At 38.2% G+C, this 17,291-nt stretch carries 19 protein-coding genes and 1 pseudogene; 19 read left to right on the top strand and 1 reads right to left on the bottom strand.

What is annotated here, in order from left to right; genetic code table 11:
• Positions 1 to 2: 2 nt before the first annotated feature.
• Positions 3 to 404 carry a helix-turn-helix domain-containing protein gene (locus tag BLW54_RS19410; protein ID WP_074736356.1) on the bottom strand — a complete coding sequence of 134 codons (402 nt, stop codon included), beginning with the start codon at positions 402 to 404 and terminating at the stop codon, positions 3 to 5.
• A 168-nt stretch (positions 405 to 572) separates the two neighbouring features.
• Between BLW54_RS19410 and BLW54_RS19405 the strand changes: the two genes are divergently transcribed.
• From BLW54_RS19405 to BLW54_RS20870, 19 genes and pseudogenes are all read left to right on the top strand, one after another.
• On the top strand, positions 573 to 815 hold the full coding sequence (locus tag BLW54_RS19405) for a helix-turn-helix transcriptional regulator (RefSeq protein WP_074736354.1): 243 nt from the start codon (positions 573 to 575) through the stop codon (positions 813 to 815).
• An 18-nt stretch (positions 816 to 833) separates the two neighbouring features.
• Positions 834 to 1,157, top strand: coding sequence for a DNA-binding protein (locus BLW54_RS19400; RefSeq protein WP_074736352.1), 324 nt, complete (start codon positions 834 to 836; stop codon positions 1,155 to 1,157).
• 91 nt (positions 1,158 to 1,248) lie between these two features.
• Entirely contained in the window at positions 1,249 to 1,743 is a 495-nt protein-coding gene (locus BLW54_RS19395; protein WP_074736350.1) for a transcriptional regulator, read from the top strand.
• Between the two features lie 30 nt (positions 1,744 to 1,773).
• On the top strand, positions 1,774 to 2,793 hold the full coding sequence (locus BLW54_RS19390; RefSeq protein WP_074736348.1) for a DnaD domain-containing protein: 1,020 nt from the start codon (positions 1,774 to 1,776) through the stop codon (positions 2,791 to 2,793).
• Between the two features lie 17 nt (positions 2,794 to 2,810).
• On the top strand, positions 2,811 to 3,044 hold the full coding sequence (locus BLW54_RS19385; RefSeq protein WP_244153554.1) for a hypothetical protein: 234 nt from the start codon (positions 2,811 to 2,813) through the stop codon (positions 3,042 to 3,044).
• A gap of 419 nt (positions 3,045 to 3,463) precedes the next feature.
• Positions 3,464 to 3,895 (top strand): hypothetical protein, encoded by a 432-nt coding sequence (locus tag BLW54_RS19380; protein WP_074736344.1) that lies wholly within the window; start codon positions 3,464 to 3,466, stop codon positions 3,893 to 3,895.
• Between the two features lie 74 nt (positions 3,896 to 3,969).
• Positions 3,970 to 4,164, top strand: coding sequence for a hypothetical protein (locus BLW54_RS19375; RefSeq protein WP_074736342.1), 195 nt, complete (start codon positions 3,970 to 3,972; stop codon positions 4,162 to 4,164).
• A gap of 15 nt (positions 4,165 to 4,179) precedes the next feature.
• On the top strand, positions 4,180 to 4,443 hold the full coding sequence (locus BLW54_RS19370) for a hypothetical protein (protein WP_035541924.1): 264 nt from the start codon (positions 4,180 to 4,182) through the stop codon (positions 4,441 to 4,443).
• Between the two features lie 104 nt (positions 4,444 to 4,547).
• Positions 4,548 to 5,567 (top strand): BAR domain-containing protein, encoded by a 1,020-nt coding sequence (locus BLW54_RS19365; protein ID WP_244153553.1) that lies wholly within the window; start codon positions 4,548 to 4,550, stop codon positions 5,565 to 5,567.
• A gap of 13 nt (positions 5,568 to 5,580) precedes the next feature.
• The gene (locus BLW54_RS19360) at positions 5,581 to 8,070 is read left to right on the top strand and encodes a VirD4-like conjugal transfer protein, CD1115 family (protein WP_074736338.1); all 2,490 of its coding nucleotides are present in this window, start codon (positions 5,581 to 5,583) and stop codon (positions 8,068 to 8,070) included.
• 36 nt (positions 8,071 to 8,106) lie between these two features.
• Entirely contained in the window at positions 8,107 to 10,014 is a 1,908-nt protein-coding gene (locus BLW54_RS19355) for a pLS20_p028 family conjugation system transmembrane protein (protein ID WP_074736336.1), read from the top strand.
• A gap of 26 nt (positions 10,015 to 10,040) precedes the next feature.
• Positions 10,041 to 10,364 carry a DUF5592 family protein gene (locus BLW54_RS19350; RefSeq protein WP_439330205.1) on the top strand — a complete coding sequence of 108 codons (324 nt, stop codon included), beginning with the start codon at positions 10,041 to 10,043 and terminating at the stop codon, positions 10,362 to 10,364.
• On the top strand, positions 10,348 to 10,584 hold the full coding sequence (locus tag BLW54_RS19345; protein ID WP_074736332.1) for a hypothetical protein: 237 nt from the start codon (positions 10,348 to 10,350) through the stop codon (positions 10,582 to 10,584). The genes BLW54_RS19350 and BLW54_RS19345 overlap by 17 nt, the downstream gene beginning before the upstream one ends.
• Entirely contained in the window at positions 10,581 to 11,240 is a 660-nt protein-coding gene (locus tag BLW54_RS19340) for a TraC-like domain-containing protein (protein ID WP_074736329.1), read from the top strand. Before BLW54_RS19345 ends, BLW54_RS19340 begins: the two co-directional genes overlap by 4 nt.
• Before the next feature lie 3 nt (positions 11,241 to 11,243).
• On the top strand, positions 11,244 to 13,166 hold the full coding sequence (locus BLW54_RS19335) for a VirB4 family type IV secretion system protein (RefSeq protein ID WP_074736327.1): 1,923 nt from the start codon (positions 11,244 to 11,246) through the stop codon (positions 13,164 to 13,166).
• Positions 13,167 to 13,168: 2 nt separating this feature from the next.
• Complete coding sequence (locus BLW54_RS19330) at positions 13,169 to 13,645, top strand: lysozyme family protein (RefSeq protein ID WP_244153552.1); 477 nt, start codon at positions 13,169 to 13,171, stop codon at positions 13,643 to 13,645.
• Positions 13,646 to 14,416: 771 nt separating this feature from the next.
• Positions 14,417 to 16,195, top strand: a complete 1,779-nt coding sequence (gene ltrA, locus BLW54_RS19325) for a group II intron reverse transcriptase/maturase (protein WP_074736325.1) — start codon at positions 14,417 to 14,419, stop codon at positions 16,193 to 16,195.
• Between the two features lie 78 nt (positions 16,196 to 16,273).
• Positions 16,274 to 16,486 carry a lysozyme family protein gene (locus tag BLW54_RS19320; RefSeq protein ID WP_074736323.1) on the top strand — a complete coding sequence of 71 codons (213 nt, stop codon included), beginning with the start codon at positions 16,274 to 16,276 and terminating at the stop codon, positions 16,484 to 16,486.
• Between the two features lie 578 nt (positions 16,487 to 17,064).
• Positions 17,065 to 17,291: pseudogene (locus BLW54_RS20870) on the top strand (group II intron reverse transcriptase/maturase); the annotation flags it as partial.

Genomic DNA, 17,291 nt, shown 5'->3' with positions numbered 1-17,291 from the left:
CTCTATTTTTTGTTTTCCTCTTCAAGCTCTTTTGACTTTCTTAACAGATATTGAAAATAACTTTCCAACTCCCGAATTTGTTCCGGCCCCATAGCCTTCCATTTTTCTAAATCGAAAAATGCAGCATCTTCAATCCCATACTTATCCATGAGCTTATTTATTTCATTGATAGTATTGTATTCATTTTCTTTTGTTTGGTTTACTGTAGTCTCAGACCTACCTAATAAATAATCAACACTCACATCTAATGCATTAGCAAGACTAATAAGCATCTCATTTGAAGGTGTACTATAATCATTTTCGTAGTTACTAATTGTACCCTTGGTCGTTTTAATCTTATTTGCTAATTCATTTTGAGTGAGTCCCTTGGTTTTTCTAGAATATTTAAGTCTTTGTGAGAGCATTTTTAGAATCCTTTCACTTTTTTAGGTACAAGATTATTGTACCATCTTTAGAGTTATTTATTGATGTTTTTAACTAAAGTACAAGAATCTTGTTTTTATCTGTTGACATACAAGTAACTTGTACATATACTTTTAAGTACAAGTTATTCATACAAGGGAGGTGAAATAATGAAAAATAGACGTTTGAAAGAAGCAAGGATTAAAGCTAACATGAGTCAAAATCAACTTTCTGAATGTTTGGGGTATAAGGGAAAACAAAGTGTAGCTAATTGGGAAAATGGATATTCAACACCAACTCTTAAAGTAGCTATTCGTTTATCAGAACTTTTGGGAAAAGATATCCGTTATTTATTCGGTCAAAAAGTACAAGAAAATCATACTTTTAGTTCTGAAGTATTAAAATCTAATTGAAGAAAGGAAATGATTTAATTGTTTGAAGCAAAATTACAACCTGAAGCCGATTTTAATAATAAGGTGTACGATATCTTTTATGATATTGCAAAAAAGGCTCAAGAAGATGTCGAAAGAGAAGCAGAGTTGCCATATTTATTGGACCGAACTAAGTTAGCCGAATATGTCTTTAATGTAAGTGTACAGTCATTAGACGCTCATATTCTAAAGCGAGAAGACTTTCCAAAGATTCACGTTGGAGGTAGAACACTTTATCCTAAAGATTTAGTAATGAGTTGGATTAGAGATCATGTTGAGATCTCCGAAAAAACAGCACCAGAAAGAAGATTTGGTGTGATATAACTCTATAAATCTATCATAAATTAACCGGAATATAGCTGATGGTACAAAACAAGGGGGGAGTTCAATTAATTATAGTAAGTCTGCAAATTATATGAGAGCAGAGAGAAAGGGTATTAATAAAACACAGCAGCAATTGGCAATTGATATGTTTCAATCTAGGGAGTATATCTCTAAGCAAGAAAGAGGAGAACGGAAGATCCCCCCTGTAACCACCAAATACTTTATCGAAAAATATAATAGTCCATGGCTAGCTCTGGAAGCCGTTAATGAATATATCGGATGGGGGATTACACAGTTAGATAGTATTCCTAGAGCCAATAACGATAAATACTTTCTCCAATTGATATTAGAGAAAGAGTTAAAGGAAGCACTTAAACGCATTTCTCAAGTGAAATGGACAGAAGACTTATATAGTATCCACTCTATGGATTTACAAGACATCCATAGGTCTGCAGATATAATGGCTAGTGTAGTTCACTTCTCTACTGTGTATCTGGCAACTTTGTGTGATGAGTACGATATAAGTTGGTTGAAAATATGGGAAAAACACCACACCTGTTTAAAATCTAAAGGCTATGTCGTCTGATTATCCCATGTATAGAAGGAAGGTGAAATAATGCAAGGGTGGCTGAAGCTTCATCGGAAAATCCTTCATAGTGAAATTTTTGAAAATGAAAAGATGCTAAAAATCTTCATATATTGTCTTACAAAGTCAAGTCATAAAAGTACGGAATCAAGGGTAGGGAGGCAAAGTGTAAAACTAGAACCTGGACAGTTTATATTTGGTCGTAAGAAAGCTGCTTCTGAATTGAATATGAATGAGTCTACTGTTCGTGATTACTTGAAAATACTCGAAGAAGATGGAGTTATTTCTATACAATCCACCAACAAATATAGTGTCATAACCGTTGATAACTGGGCAATTTATCAATCAAACGATGAGGATAATGACAACAGAACAACACCATATAACCAGCAGAAGAACAACACTTCACCATCAGATAGACAGCAAAAAGACACATACAAGAATGGAAGAGAACTTAAAGAAGTTAAGAATGTAAAAGAGTTTATTACTACTACTACTTCAGAACAGATGGAATGTCCCATTCAATTTTATCAAAACAACTTTGGCGTTATACGTCCTAAAATTTCAGAAGATATAGTGAGCTGGAGTGAGGACCTTGGAGAACCATTAATCTTGGAAGCTATGAGGCGCTCGTTGGACCGTAATAAACCAACGTGGGGATATGCGAAGAGTATTCTTCAGTCTTGGATCAATAAAGGAATTCGAACAATAGAAGAAGCAGAGACAGAAGAGGTGGAATATAAAATTAAAAAGAATAGAAATGGTTCAGTAACTAATAGGTCTTCCCAAAAGGAAGTAATTCCTGAATGGTTCAACAACCACGAAGAACAAAAAAAGCAGGATATAAATAAACAACCTAGCATTGATGATACAGCTCGGACCATTGAGTTAGCGATTAAGCTAAAAAGATCGAGGGAGAATATTCTTGAATCTATTGATGATCGATATAACCTTTCTGAAGAAGATATAGCTTCTATTCGGGAAGGAAAACGCTCAGCGAAAAATGTTTTATTAGAACAATTAAAGTTTAGAGTAGCTGGTGAGCCATAAACATGGGAGGTGGTAAGTTGAAAACCAATAAAAAGCACTTTGCTTACTATGATATTTCTTCACAAGCTGACAATGTAAAAACCTTTGAAGGAAAAAGGTATAATGTGCATGGCATTTGGGCGGTGGATCGCTATGGTACTGCTGAAAAGCTGTCTAGTATCTATTATCGAATTCGAACTGTAAAGGATGGTCAATTTAGAACCATTGCTAAACGTAAAAACCCTATGAGTGAACTGAAACCCGTTAAGTAAATATAACGATTTTAATACGTGCTTAAATAGCACATTTAGATCCTTGAAAACTACATATCTATGCTAGGAAAAGAAAGGTCACAGAATTTTCCTAGCTGTTGATGAGTGTTGGGTGCGTGTTACTCGAAACGCATCTAGTGACCGGATAAGCGTTATATCAACGATGGTTTTTCTATTTAAAGTGAGGGGACGACTGATGAAACTTTTAATATTAAGACCTAGATATATAAAGTTCTTCGTATATGCTAGAAACGTTGTGCTTTGCAGTACACTATAATCATTAGTGAATGCTGCATAGGGTTGATTGTATCTTGCCAAAAACAATCTTTAAACCATTAAGATAATCTTCCAAATCATGGATTTATATTTGAGTAGGTGTTAGAATCGTTATACAAATCACTTGAGAGGAGATTGATCTGATGGCAAAGCGTTGGATCGGTGGTTTGACTGGATTTGTTATAGTTCTAATCCTGGTTGGTTGCGGGTCACAAGGAGCTACAGGTCAAGTCGAGTCTTTATCACCAGAGGAACTAAGCGAATATATTGAAGGCAATGATGAAGCTTTTATATTGCTTAATAATACGGAAGATAAAACAGAGCGAACAGATAATATTTCATTAGTAGAGAAAGAAATTGATGAAATTAGTGTAAAAGAAATTAATGCTAAGTCAGATGAAATGTTGGATAAGGATTTGAAACCTAGAGACTTAGGACTCAAGGATATTCAATTTGAGACTCTAGGTTTTTATGAAAATGGAATTTTGAAAAAGTATGTTTCTCTGAGGGATGTTGATTATTCCTCAACTGGTGAGAAAGTAGATGCATTAGAAAAATTCATAAAAAATAATTAATCGTGATAGAAGTGATCTTTTAATAGGTCGCTTCTTTTTTTATGGACGAAAACCTTGAAAGGGGGTGAATGTTAATGGGCGTTACTAATCGTGAACTTAAGCAATCAAAAGACTTAGTTCAGACGCTGCTGACCATTCAAGACATTTCTTACAATGAGTGGCTTCATGAAAAGCACCAAGACTACATTCAACAAAACCAAGATGTCGTTATGAAGTCATTGCTCCATTACAAAGGGGTGGATGAAGAAAACAAGAACAAAAATATTTAATAAGGGGAGATTTTAATGAAGTACTTTGCAGATCATTCCATGCTTGCTGCCATTAGTAATTTACAATCTACTGGGGCATCAATTTTAACCGCCATGCAGCTTTTGGGTATTATCTCGGCTGCCATTGCTTTTGGTATAGGAGCCTACCATCTTATATGGGGTGGAGTTAGAGGCCGCCAAAGCTCTATTGTGTGGTTCATTGGTGGTGCCGTTGGACTTGTCGTTCTAATGGGAGCTACAGCTATCGCTGAATACATTGACAGTCAGGTGATCTTTTAAAGGAGTGTAGGTTCATGAGGGTATTATTCACATCAAAAATGGATGGTGAAATTTCGAGCTTTCACCCTTATTCCTTCCAGGAAGTAGTCTTGCTAACGGCAGAATTGGATACTAAATTAAAAAAGAAAAATGCTAAGCCAATTACGCTTGATTTTATGATATTTAATGAAGAAGGAGATAAGCTGTACAACGGATCATATGAAATGGGAGCAGAAGGGATATCAAATATTTATGACCATGTTTGTCAAAAGCTTTTAGAGTTGCCCATGGAAAATAAAAATGAAGAAACAAAAAGGGATGTCTTTCTTCAACAATTAACTTCTAATACACCAGCATCTTATCAAATTGATATGACAGAAGTATTGCAAGAGAAGAAAGTACAAAAATCCAGTTGGAAGCAACTTGGTAAGCGTGGCAAAATTTTTGTGAGTGTTGTCAGCACTACATTAATGATGGCCATAGTTACATCCATTACTCTATTTATACTTTTAAGCAATCAAGGCAAAGACCTAAAAGCCACGACGCAAGAGCTGGAAAAAATGGAGAATGTAAAAACGGCTTATGAAGGTTACTGGAGAGGTGAGCAGAAAAAAGCTGTTGATCAGTTACAAGGAATGGAAACCTTAACGGAATCGGAACGCCAAACATTGCTTCATTTTCTTGTGGAACTTAAAAAGTATGATCAAGCTTTGCAGTATGTAGGAAAGGAAAGCACTTCTTCACTGGCTGAGCAAGTCATGAAAGTTCATGGTCTGGAAGAATTGATTTCCTTTCAAGAAGCTTACCCAAGTCCTTTGGGTGAATTTAAAATAGCCTTTCATCATGGGGAATACAAACAGGCGGTGAATATTCAAGATATCGCGATGTCTCCTAAACTGTATAAACAAAAGGGGATCGCTTATTTGAGGCTTGATCAATTGGAAGATGCAAAAAAGATGGCCAGTGAAGCGAAAGACGATGAACTGAATAAAAAGATTAATAAGTATCAAGAAATTGAGGAACAGTTGACTAAAATAAACAGCCAAATAGAAACAGAGAAAAAGTCAGAAGGTCAAAATCAATCTAAAATTGATTCGCTTCAAGAACAACAAGATGATCTGGAAATTCAAAAGAACAATATATAAGAGGGTGATTCATTTGAAATCAGTCATTGCTAAAAAACAGGTGCTTATTCTACTAAGCATCTGTTTTTTTATATCCACGATGCTGGTCAGTACTTTCCTATGGAATCTGGGAGATGCCATGTGGTCAACCTTAAAGACTTTCCCAGAATTCAGTAAACCAATAGAAATTAAAGCTTCATTTTTGACGGATTTTCATATGCAGGAACAGCCTCTCTACTATGGAATAGCGGCCTTAATCGGTCTTGTCGGCATAGCCCACATGATTTACAAACTTAGAAGTAACTTTAAACCCGTAGGTACGGACGAAAAAGGTTCTCAGAGATTTGCAACGAGAAATGAAATTCAACAACAGTACAAGGCCATTCCTGATCGAAAGCAACCATATAAAGGTCAAGGAGGTCCTGTGTTATCTAGAAAAGGGAACAAAGCTTTTATTGATCCGTCACCTGTCAATAATTTGATTATTGGTACGACAAGGAGTGGTAAGGGTCAAACCTATGTTATTCCAACCATAGATGCTTACTCCCGTGCTGAACATCAGCCCTCTTTAGTCATCAATGACCCTAAAGGGGAGTTATTTGCTTCTAGCCGGGAGACGCTGGAGAGAAGAGGGTATGAGGTTGAGGTTTTAAACTTAATGAATCCAATGCAAAGCATGAGCTTCAATTTGCTGGAGTTAGTTAAACAATCTTATAAGGATGGGGATTATTCTACAGCTCAAACGCTTTGCGAAACCATTACTCATATGCTTTACCACAATCCTAATGCTAAAGAACCTATGTGGGATGATTCAGCTAAATCCCTTGTGAATGCTATGATCCTTGCGGTTACAGAGAAAAGCATAACCGAAGGGATGGAAGAAAAAATTACGATGTACACGGTCGCTAACATGCTCTCAGAGTTAGGGACTAGAAATGAGATGGATGAAGATGGTCAAGAATACAATGCATTGGATCAATTTTTCCAAGAACTACCCCAATCACATGTAGCGAAAGGTCAATATGCAACGAGTAATTTTTCCAAAGGTAATACTCGATCAAGCATTTTTACGACAGCGATGAATGGATTGACGAAATTTACAATGAGTGAAACAGCTAAGATGACAGCAAAAAACTCTTTAGACTTAAAAAGAATGGGCTTCGGTCAAAGTATTAAGGGGCGAGGTCGCCCTTTTTCCAAAGTAATGATCTCTTTCCCGGATGGAGCCACTGAAATCAATCAATCAGGAGAGAGTGGGACATGGACCATTAACTTTAAAACCTCATTAGAAGCTGGAGATCATTTAGTTATTTCTCAAGACTCGGCTCCTGGTACTTCAAAAGATAAAGAAGTTCAAAAGGATAGCTCGACGATTCGGATTGATAAAGTAGAGAAGGAAACGGGCAAGGTTTCCTTCTCTTATATTTCTGCTAGCGGCACTATGGAAGTAAAAGAAATTATTTACTCCAATAAGCCTATTGCTGTGTTTATGGTTACACCCGATTATGATACGTCTACTCATGCTATTCCGTCTATTTTCGTTAGCCAAATGTATTATGTATTATCAAAAAATGCAGCCATTGCCAAAGGACAAAAATGCTTGCGAGAAGTGGTCTTTATGTTAGATGAGTTTGGAAATATGCCTGCGATAGCAGATATGGAAAATAAAATCACGGTATGTTTGGGAAGAAACATTCGCTTTCACTTAGTTGTTCAATCCTATGCTCAATTAAAAGATCTGTATGGAGAAGATGGGCAAGCCACCATACGTGGTAACTGTGGGAATGAAATTTATATATTGAGTGCTGACTATGATTCTGCTTCCTATTTTTCTTCCAAGTTAGGAAAGAAAACGTTAAATACTCAAACACGGTCTGGATCTACTTTTTCACTGGATAAGTCGAAAACGGAAAGTACGGAAGGAAGAGATCTTCTAACCGCCAATGAACTGCAGGAATTGGAGGAAGGAGATACGGTAGTGCGACGTGTACTATTACGTCGTGATAAGAAAGGAAGAAAGATTCGTGCCTTTCCTATTTATAATACAGGAAAATACAGTATGAAATATGCTCACACTTATCTTAGTTCAGAATTCCGTCCAGGGCGATCGATTACGGAAGAAGAGATTTCTACCCCACACCGCCATGTCCATCCAGCAGAATTAGTTATTGATTTCCAAACTGGCTATTCTAATAAAGCACAGACAGACGAGGCGGCAGAGGATATGGAAAATCAATCGCAAAATGGACCATTCAGTGATTCAGAACAATCTACGGAATGGTGGAGGAAGGAAAAAGTCGGAGAGTTCTTTGATAAAAGCACAATTTCACTTATCCATCAGCAAATTGCTCCTCATTTAGAACACAGTGAGGAGGAAATGAATGAGGAACCTATGGAAGCTTTTCTTTATAACTTAAAGCTTTTAGGTGATCATCAAGAAATTAACCGACAAGTGTATAGTCACATTCGTAAACAAATAGATAAGTTAATTGAAGAACAGGAAACACCAGTGGAGCAGGGATGAGAAATGGGAAAATAAAATAATAAAGGTGGTGATGGAGTGTCCGATGAAGAGCTTTTAGAGATATTGTTAAGGTTTTCGGAAGTCTTATCAACGAATAATATCTTCACATCTGGGTTAAGGATTGTAGGGTGGGGAACGATATTATTCTTGAAAATGATTGTTGATGGTTTGGAAGGAATGGTTGATCAGGTCTTAACCTTAACTGACTTCTTTTCGAGCGATCCCGTGACTAACTTTCTCGAAACCATCCAGCCTGTTCTCTATATTCTGCTGGCCATCTCATTGGGAATGATCGGCTTTCGATTAATCTTTAATAAAGAAAAGAATAGATCTGACATTCCAATGAACCTATTTATATCCATCATGACAATTACTCTGTTGTCTTTTGGAATGGGGAAAGTGAATGACTTTACTGGAGATGCAATGGACGTAGCGAAAGTACAAACAGATTCTTTTACCACCTCTGATCGAGTAATGGAAGACCATATTACAGATATTTCTGTTTATGATGAATATGGATGGGAAGACCCAGAAATAGAAAACCAGCACCATGTTGCTCCTAGTAACATTGATAAAATTTCTATAAATGAGACGATGACTAAGGAATTCGAAAAAGCAAATGGAGATCAACTGACATCTAAAGGGAAAGAAATTTTAATGAATAAGGTAGGATTAGAATCAAATGGCGAAGAAGGGCTTGTTGAGTTAGGAAAAAGTGGTCTGTTTGATTTCCTTCCAGAAAATTATTACAGGTGGCATGTGGATTGGTTTACTGCCATTGTAACCCTATCCGTTATGGCTTTTACTATGATATTAATATCCATTAAAGTAGCCAAGCTCTGTTTTGAGCTTGGCTTTAATCATATCGTAGCGCTAATTATGGCGTATTCGGATATATCCACGGGCCAGCGATTGAAAGCGATCATTAAGAATATTGGAAGCATTTTTGCTTCTCTTATCATGATTTTCTTAAGTTTACGTGTGTATATGTATTACACAACCTTTATAAATAATAATCTTGAAGGACTTGGATATTTGATTGCTTTGATTGCAGGAAGCTTGGCCGTCATTGATGGTCCTAATATCGTACAGAAGCTCTTTGGAATTGATGCTGGATTGAAAAATGCCTGGCATGTTGCGATGGGTGGTTACCTAGCTTCTAAAACGCTCGGACCTCCCGTGAAGAAAGCTGCAGGAGCTATTACAAGTGGTGGAGCCTCAGCCTTGATGAATACAGGTGCCGGGACAGCTGGAGCAGTCGCTGGTATCTATGGGCGCAAAGGTGAAGGAAAAGCACAGACAAATAGAAAAGGTGAATCATCATCTAGTTTCTCTTCAAAAGAAGGAAATAGAAGTCAAGGAAACCCGCAAAAGCAAGAGCCAAGTCCAATGACATCCAATCAGAAGGGCCGAAAAGGTTCTTTGCAAGGAAAGGAAGCCAGAAGATCTGAAGAAACAAATAATCCATCTACCCATGAAAATCAGGTGCAATCACAAGCATCTTCGGAAAAGGGGTCCTCTATGGTCACTCCACAAGATGTTTCCCCAGGAGGGTTGGAGGCCCCATCTAAGAATCACAGCTATGAGCGACCTTTATCTAATAAACCTATGAAAGAAAATAGACAAGGAAATATAGGTAGTAGTGAAAAAGGAAGCGAACGTATAGCGAACGATAATGAACCTAAGGAGGGAACAGATCAAATAGCAGCAAGCACCAAAACAGAAATATCCGATGTAAAAGCTCCAGAAAGTACAGATGATATTCCTATGCCAAATCAAAATAGAACAGAGCAGCGAACGATAGGGAATTATATGAAAGATCGCATGGGTGAGCGATTCAATCATAATCCTAAGATTCAGAGTGCAAAACGGACATATAACCTATCACGAAACACTACGGAGAACTGGATAAATAAAATTAAGAAACGCGGGCCTGAGTCTTAACTTGGTCCGCGTTTTGTTATGAAGGAGTGTTTTTATTGCAATACAAGATTCCATCTGAAATTGGAAGTGAGTTGAAGATCAACCGTCTATTTTACCTTACGGACTTACTTGTGGTCCTCATCCTGGGCGGTATAGGTTTTACATTCCGGTATGTCGTTCATTCTTCATTCGTTTGGTACTATGCGATCTTTTGGGTCTTATTGATGGTTGCTTGGTTAATCCGACCCAAGACGAACCCAAAACTGCGAATGGTTAAAGCCCTGTTCTTAGCTGTCACAAGGGACCGAATTGCTTATTGTGCCATCGATAAAAAGGAAAGAGAGGATGGTAAGGATGAGAATCAAATATGAAGAGTTTAATGACGAAGAATATGCGTTTCAAAAGTTTAAGGCACTTCTTGAAGAACAGCTTGGACGAGACTTAACAAAAATAGAAGCACGGAAGATTCGGTGGTTGTCTGGATGGGAGCATGAGACGGTCGGCGTACTTTTTGACCTGGTTCAAGAAGTAGCAGGAAAAGAAATAAAGCCAGATAACCATAAGTGTCATAGGAGGGAGGGCTTTAAATGAAGAGGAATAAGAAAGACCACCCTTTCTTTAAAGAAGAGAGTTCCGAAAAAATGGCTCTTTTTGATGAACGAAAAACTACTGAGAAAAAGAAGAAGCAGCAAAGATCGAACGCTAAAAAGAAAAAGAGAGAGGTGGCCACTCCATCTACAGCTGAGATTCTTCCCATTCAGGACATGACCGAAGAAGGATCCTTTCAATTAAAAGGAGATGGGGGCTACATGGACGTGATGCAACTTCATAGTAAAGACATATATTCGCCATCTACCCAAGAAACTGAATACGACATCATGAAGATGGCCAAGTTCTTTCAATCATATGCGCCTGATATCAAGATCGTATCTATGAATTTTCCAGTTAATATGAAAAAACAACTGGATGCGATTAATTACAAGATTGCTCAAAACAAAGCGCCCCTATATGAGCGCTTTTTAATTAGAAAAAGAGAGGAGCTGCATTTTTTAGAGACCTACCGGACGAATAGAGAATTTTATTTATATATTTACGCGATTAGCCTGAAACAGCTTGCTGAGTATAGAAACAATTGTCGGCGCTATCTTGGTCGAGTCGCTCCGGTCATTGAGTTAAACGATGAAAAGAAGCTTGATTTGCTCTATAAGCTATACAATCAAAATTCTAAATTAGAAAAGAGGGGTTAAGGAATGTTCTCATTTCTAAAAAAGAAAAGTGATGCCGAAGAAACACAAGACAAAGGATATAACCCTTTCTTACTGGCCCATATCCAACCGCAAGGAGGAGTTAAATTTCACGAAGCCTTTACCCGGAAAGGAGACGGTTATGAAGTTTGTGTCCATGTCTATTCCTTCCCTAAAAATGTTTCGGATTTTTGGTTAGAGCCTATTTTCAATATGGAGAATGTCATTACTACGATGGATATTGTCTCTGACGATCGTTACAAAGTCCGAGATGGTTTGAACAAAGGGATGGCTGAACAGAGTTCCAGAATGATTAATGAAAAAGATAATGCAGGGATTATTGAAGCGCAAAATAACTATGATGATTTGCGGCAGCTATATAATCAGGTCTCTGAAGAAGGAGAAATCATAAAACGCGTTCATCTTAGGCATTATGTAAGTGCCCCAACAAGAGAAGAGCTGGAAGACAAAGTGAAAGTGGTCTTATCGACGTTACAGGACGAGAATTTTCGAGGATCCATCTTCTTAAACGAACAGGAATTTGAATGGAAATCACTACTCACGAATTATACCGAACAATCCACTTATCGAAACAAGAGGGAAGGTCATCCGATACCCGCACTAGGGTTAGCAGGTGGCTTTCCTTTTCATTTTACTAGCTTAAACGATCCTTACGGTACATTCTATGGCACGACACTCACCGGAGGAAACGTCGTCTTTGATCTTTTTCATAGAGATCAGCAGCGTAAGAGTTATAACGGAGTCATGGTCGGAGCGATGGGAGCAGGAAAATCCACCACGCTTAAGAAAATAATGCTGGATAATGCGATTAAAGGATATAAGGTCCGGACGTTTGATGTCACAGGAGAATTTGTGGAGTTAACGGAAGCTTTAGGTGGGAAGCAGATTGCTCTCGATGGTTCAGATGGGGTCATCAACCCTTTGCAGGTGTATCGAACGGCAGAGGATGAATATACGTCCTTTACTCAGCATTTATCGAAACTGACGACGTTCTATAAATTCTTAGCACCTGAAGCGAATGATAGTGAATTGAAAGAATATGAAAATCTATTAAGAAAGCTCTATGAAAACCTTGGATTATGGAACGACGATTCAGAATCAAATATAACCAATCTTGCCGTCCATAAGTATCCTATCTTCACGGATTTTCTTGCCTTTGTTGAAGAACAACTCTATGAAAATATCAAGGAAGGGAAGCAAAGGGAGAAGTTGAGTCAGGAAAGGAAACGACGGCTGGAAAGTATTGAATTAAACATACGGAACCTTGTAGAAACTTACGCGCATCTTTTTAATGGAGTATCAACCATTGAACATTTCGATGAGCAACAGGTTGTCACTTTTACACTGAGGGGCTTATCTCAAATGAGGGCAGAGGTTTTCCAGGCACAATTGTTTAATGTACTCAACCTCTTATGGGACTCCATGCTAACGAACGGTTCTCCTCAGTTTGGTGCTTATAATCGAGGAGAATTAGCTTTTGAAGACGCTGTACGATATCTCATCTTGATGGATGAAGCTCACCACATTATTAATACAAAGAAGAAAAGTGAGAGTGCTCTTGATTTCCTAACAAAGTTTAGTCGTGAGGCCAGAAAGTATTTTGGCGGTCTTCTCTATGCGAGTCATACGATTCGCGATTTTGTTCCTGAGGGTTCGGATCAAAGCATGGTAGAGGAGATCAAGAAGCTTTTTGAACTGACCCAATACAAGATTATTATGCAACAGGATAGTAACAACTTAGAGATGATGCAGCAAATATTCATGGGGCAATTAAGCCAAAGTGAATTAAAAGATATCCCTTACCTACAAACAGGGGAGACGATGTTAAGCATCCGTGCGGTTGAAAACATTCGTTTCAAGGTAGAGGTATCGGACGAAGAATTAGCCTTGTTTGGAGGAGGTGCATAAGGATGCCTTGGTCCCTTCTCCTGGGGTTAGTCCCTCGGAAAGTATGGCTTTGGTTGATTGGTATTCTGGTAGCTCTTTTCCCTCTACAAATGCTTTTGTATGCTTCCGTCATTACAGGGTTGATCGGTTATCAAAAGTCTTCCTCCAGTGAGGATATGAGGTCCGTTGATATGGTAAATGGAACAGCGCAAGTTTCAGCTGCACTAGAAGAGTACCGTCCTCTGTTTGAAGAATATGCTGAAAAGTATGGGGTGTCCAAGTATGTGGAGCTTCTCTTGGCCAAAACGATGCAGGAATCTGGTGGACGTCTTGATGATGTGATGCAAGCAAGTGAGTCTCTCGGTCTACCTCCAAACACGATAGAGGATCCTGAAAGAAGTATTAATGTCGGGATCCGATACTTCTCTGAAATGCTGGAGAAAGCAGGGGGAGATATTAAGCTAACCCTCCAAGCTTATAACTGTGTGAAACGTTCTTAACTGAAAAGGTTAAGCCTTCGGCTTCTTATGGTCGAAGAGAACTGTTACTTCAAGAAATCAAATGATAGGGTAACGCCTATAAGGGTTTCCTCTGATACTCCGACATGCGTGAAGCAGTGATAATAACTGTAAATGTATGAAGCTCGGTAAAGTCGGCTGAGAGTGACCGTAAGATGAAATTTGTCACGAAAGTCATCCAGAGGTGGATGATGTCACCTATAGGTCGGGAGTCTATAAAATACTTAAGGATAGAATGGATTCTAAAAACTATTGGTTAGATGAATCTGACGAATCTCCGAATGTACAGGTCTAAAAAGCTTACTGCATAGAAATGTGCAGACCGCGTGCGCGGTGTTAGTGCGGGTGAGTAAGATTAGTTGTTATGAAAATCCGTATATTGTTACAGGCAATATCAAGCTAACAGGCTTAAAGGGGAGTCCTAAAGGTATATGTACAGATAGAAGTAACGGAACGTTGGAAGCTGCCAACATGGAGAGATTATCCTCTATGAAGTGTTTAAAAGGAAAATTGGCATGAAAATAGTGTCAATATAACTTTTATTTATGGTAGTGAAAGTGATGGCATAGTACCCACGAAGCGTCTAATCAGCGTGGAGGGATGGCCATTAGTCTAAAAAGAAGGTGTATCCATCCATTTAATAGTTGTTTGTTAGTAATAATAAGGTTCTAGTGAGACTAAAAAGGTGTTCCTCAGAGGAGGTACCAACTTATTAAGAAAACAAATAAACTCCGACATGCGGAATACTATGATATGCAACACCTTTTCGATCAACTGTATTCGCAAAGTCAAAATGGAAACAACTTCTATAAGCTCGTGAAGCTTATGAAGAAAGAAGAAAACATTCGGTTAGCCTACCGCAATATAAAAAGAAATATGGGGAGTAACACCCCTGGTGTTGACGGAAAAACAATTAAAGAAATAAAAGAATTATCAATAGAAGAAGTCACCACTACTATTCAACAAATGTTTACTTGGTACCAACCAAAAGCAGTAAGGCGAGTATATATTCCTAAAGCAAATGGGGACAAACGTCCTCTAGGAATCCCAACAGTATGGGACAGACTTTTCCAACAATGTATATTACAAATTCTTGAACCGATTTGTGAGGCCAAGTTTCATCCAAGAAGTTATGGCTTTAGACCGAATCGTAATGCTCACCATGCGTTCGCTCGCGTTAATAGCTTAATTAATAATCGTGCAGATGGTTATCACTACTGTGTGGATTTAGATATTAAGGGTTTCTTTGACAATGTGAACCATGGAAAGCTACTAAAACAAATCTGGACGTTAGGACTAAGAGATAAGAAATTAATTTCCATTATCTCTGTTCTCATAAAATCCGAAATTATTGGAGAAGGAAAACCTGAAAAGGGAACACCGCAAGGTGGAATATTAAGTCCTTTACTTGCCAACATTGTGTTGAATGAACTGGATTGGTGGGTCAGCAATCAATGGGAAACATTTACTTCCACAAGGAAAAGTTATACTACTCAACGTGGTAGATTAAGAGCATTAAGAGACTCCAAAGTAAATCTCAAAAGGTGTTATCTTATACGCTATGCAGATGATGCGAAGATCCTCTGCCGAGACTACCCAAGTGCATTAAAAATCTATCATGCAACCAAAGATTTTCTTGAAAAAAGACTAAAGCTGACCATTAGTCCAGAAAAATCAAAAATCGTTAATTTGAGAAAAAGAAGTAGTGAATTTTTAGGCTTCTCAATAAAGGTCAAATCCAAAAGAAAAGGGTTTGTTGCTCATAGTCGAATGAGTCCTAAGGCACGTCTTCAAGCTCATACTAAGTTGAAGAAAGCTATCAAGAATATAAGGACAAAACAATCAACCGAATCAGTATGGCACTACAATACAGTAGTGATGGGGATTCACAATTACTATGAGGTAGCAACACATATAAACCTAGATTTAGATCACCTAAGTCAACACTTAACCAAAACGTTATATAACAGGCTAAGAAGAGATTGGAAACGAGCTAAAAAATCTGATATGACAGATGGACTAAAGAAGAGATACTGGCGTTATAACCCTAAGTGGTATAAGGCACATAATATGGTGATTATTCCCATACATGCTTGGCGTCATAAATATGCAATTAACTTTTCTCAAGAAGTATGTTCCTACACCCCTACGGGGCGAGAAAAACTTCATGATAACTTAAAAGCAGTCAATAAGGAAGTTCTAAGACATGTCCAGAGATACTACGAGAACTTTCGTTCTGTAGAATATAACGATAATCGCATCTCAAAATTTGTCGCACAGTATGGAAAGTGTGCTTTAAGTGGACAAGAGCTAGGACTGTTTGATTGGGAATGTCATCATAAAATTCCTTTATACTTACATGGAAGCGACGCATTTGACAACCTAATCATAATTTTGAAGGAGTTTCATATTGCCATACATCATAAGACAAGGGAAAAGTTAGAACATCTCTTTGGAGAATATCAGTTATCAGAAAGCAAGATAAGACATTGCAATAAATTATACAGACAAGCTCATGGTCAATCTCATTGAATGTTTGGATACATCGAATATTAGATGGAACGCCGTATGAGGTGAAAGTCTCATGTACGGTGTGAAGTGGGGGAAAAGGTGGAGAAGAATTCAAAACCTTACCTATCACTATTCGGTGGAGGATTCATTGATTACGCAAACGAACACAACAATGGAGAATACAGCAAAGAGTTAGCGATCGAATTTTCAAGAATGAAGTACCAGGAATTGAAGCAAACAGGCATGTATTCCTGCATTCGACCTGAGTCGGCAGAAACAGGAGCTTGTTATGGGGATATTGTGCGCCCATAAGGGGGCAAGGAAACACGGTAGATTGCAAACCGTTAGGTCTGGCCTAATGACCTAGTATCACTTGACTGACCTTGAAAGGAAACTTTAAGGGGACAATAGCATGTCAAGAAAGCCGTAAGTTGGCTAAGCACTAAGCCACGACTGAACGGCAAGATATGACGCATGAATAAGGATGAAAGCTAAACTGCTTGAACGATAGCACTAGGGAGGCCACCGTAACTAGTTTCGGAAGGTGCTTATATACGAAACTCGACAGGAATCATAGAGGTATTGTATGTCATCTCTATGAATAGGTCGTCCTGTCGCCCACTTCTATATGGAAGAAACGTGTGAAACTCGCATCCGATATCATGCAGGCAAGTTCCTTGCTTACTAAATGGGGATTGCCTAAGTCAGAATGCCACTAACAATGGCTATTAAGGAGAACTTCAAGACCTCGCGGTCAAGAAGTATGGCTTATGAATATCTGATAAGGCAACGGAGCTCTCGTAGTAGTCAGAGCTAGGGAAAACCTAGTACAAGGCGAAGGAGAGCAGTCTGTCAGCTTACTACTAAATTGGGGAGGTGCGAAAGGCACTATGCAATGTCCAAAAGTAGTATTAAGCAATCTGCAAAGAAAGAGTCTTGACCATGCGTATAAATATAAAAGACTCTATCGTCAATTATACAATCCAGATTTCTTTTTACTTGCTTATGACAATTTAAGTAAAAATGATGGTGCTCTAACCCTTGGGGTAGACCAACGGTCTATTGATGGTTTTTCCATGGATCAGATTGACAAATTGATTAAGGTTTTAAGAAACAA

This window comes from Halobacillus karajensis (genome assembly GCF_900108515.1).
Taxonomy (GTDB): domain Bacteria; phylum Bacillota; class Bacilli; order Bacillales; family Halobacillaceae; genus Halobacillus; species Halobacillus karajensis.
This window is presented reverse-complemented; position numbering and strand designations above follow the sequence as displayed.

Bases quoted from the DNA above. Each gene is read 5' to 3' on its own strand.
- BLW54_RS19410 (WP_074736356.1), bottom strand. From the start codon at position 404: ATGCTCTCACAAAGACTTAAATATTCTAGAAAAACCAAGGGACTCACT.
- BLW54_RS19405 (WP_074736354.1), top strand. From the start codon at position 573: ATGAAAAATAGACGTTTGAAAGAAGCAAGGATTAAAGCTAACATGAGT.
- BLW54_RS19395 (WP_074736350.1), top strand. From the start codon at position 1,249: ATGAGAGCAGAGAGAAAGGGTATTAATAAAACACAGCAGCAATTGGCA.
- BLW54_RS19390 (WP_074736348.1), top strand. From the start codon at position 1,774: ATGCAAGGGTGGCTGAAGCTTCATCGGAAAATCCTTCATAGTGAAATT.
- BLW54_RS19380 (WP_074736344.1), top strand. From the start codon at position 3,464: ATGGCAAAGCGTTGGATCGGTGGTTTGACTGGATTTGTTATAGTTCTA.
- BLW54_RS19375 (WP_074736342.1), top strand. From the start codon at position 3,970: ATGGGCGTTACTAATCGTGAACTTAAGCAATCAAAAGACTTAGTTCAG.
- BLW54_RS19370 (WP_035541924.1), top strand. From the start codon at position 4,180: ATGAAGTACTTTGCAGATCATTCCATGCTTGCTGCCATTAGTAATTTA.
- BLW54_RS19345 (WP_074736332.1), top strand. From the start codon at position 10,348: ATGAGAATCAAATATGAAGAGTTTAATGACGAAGAATATGCGTTTCAA.
- BLW54_RS19340 (WP_074736329.1), top strand. From the start codon at position 10,581: ATGAAGAGGAATAAGAAAGACCACCCTTTCTTTAAAGAAGAGAGTTCC.
- BLW54_RS19335 (WP_074736327.1), top strand. From the start codon at position 11,244: ATGTTCTCATTTCTAAAAAAGAAAAGTGATGCCGAAGAAACACAAGAC.
- BLW54_RS19330 (WP_244153552.1), top strand. From the start codon at position 13,169: ATGCCTTGGTCCCTTCTCCTGGGGTTAGTCCCTCGGAAAGTATGGCTT.
- ltrA (WP_074736325.1), top strand. From the start codon at position 14,417: ATGCAACACCTTTTCGATCAACTGTATTCGCAAAGTCAAAATGGAAAC.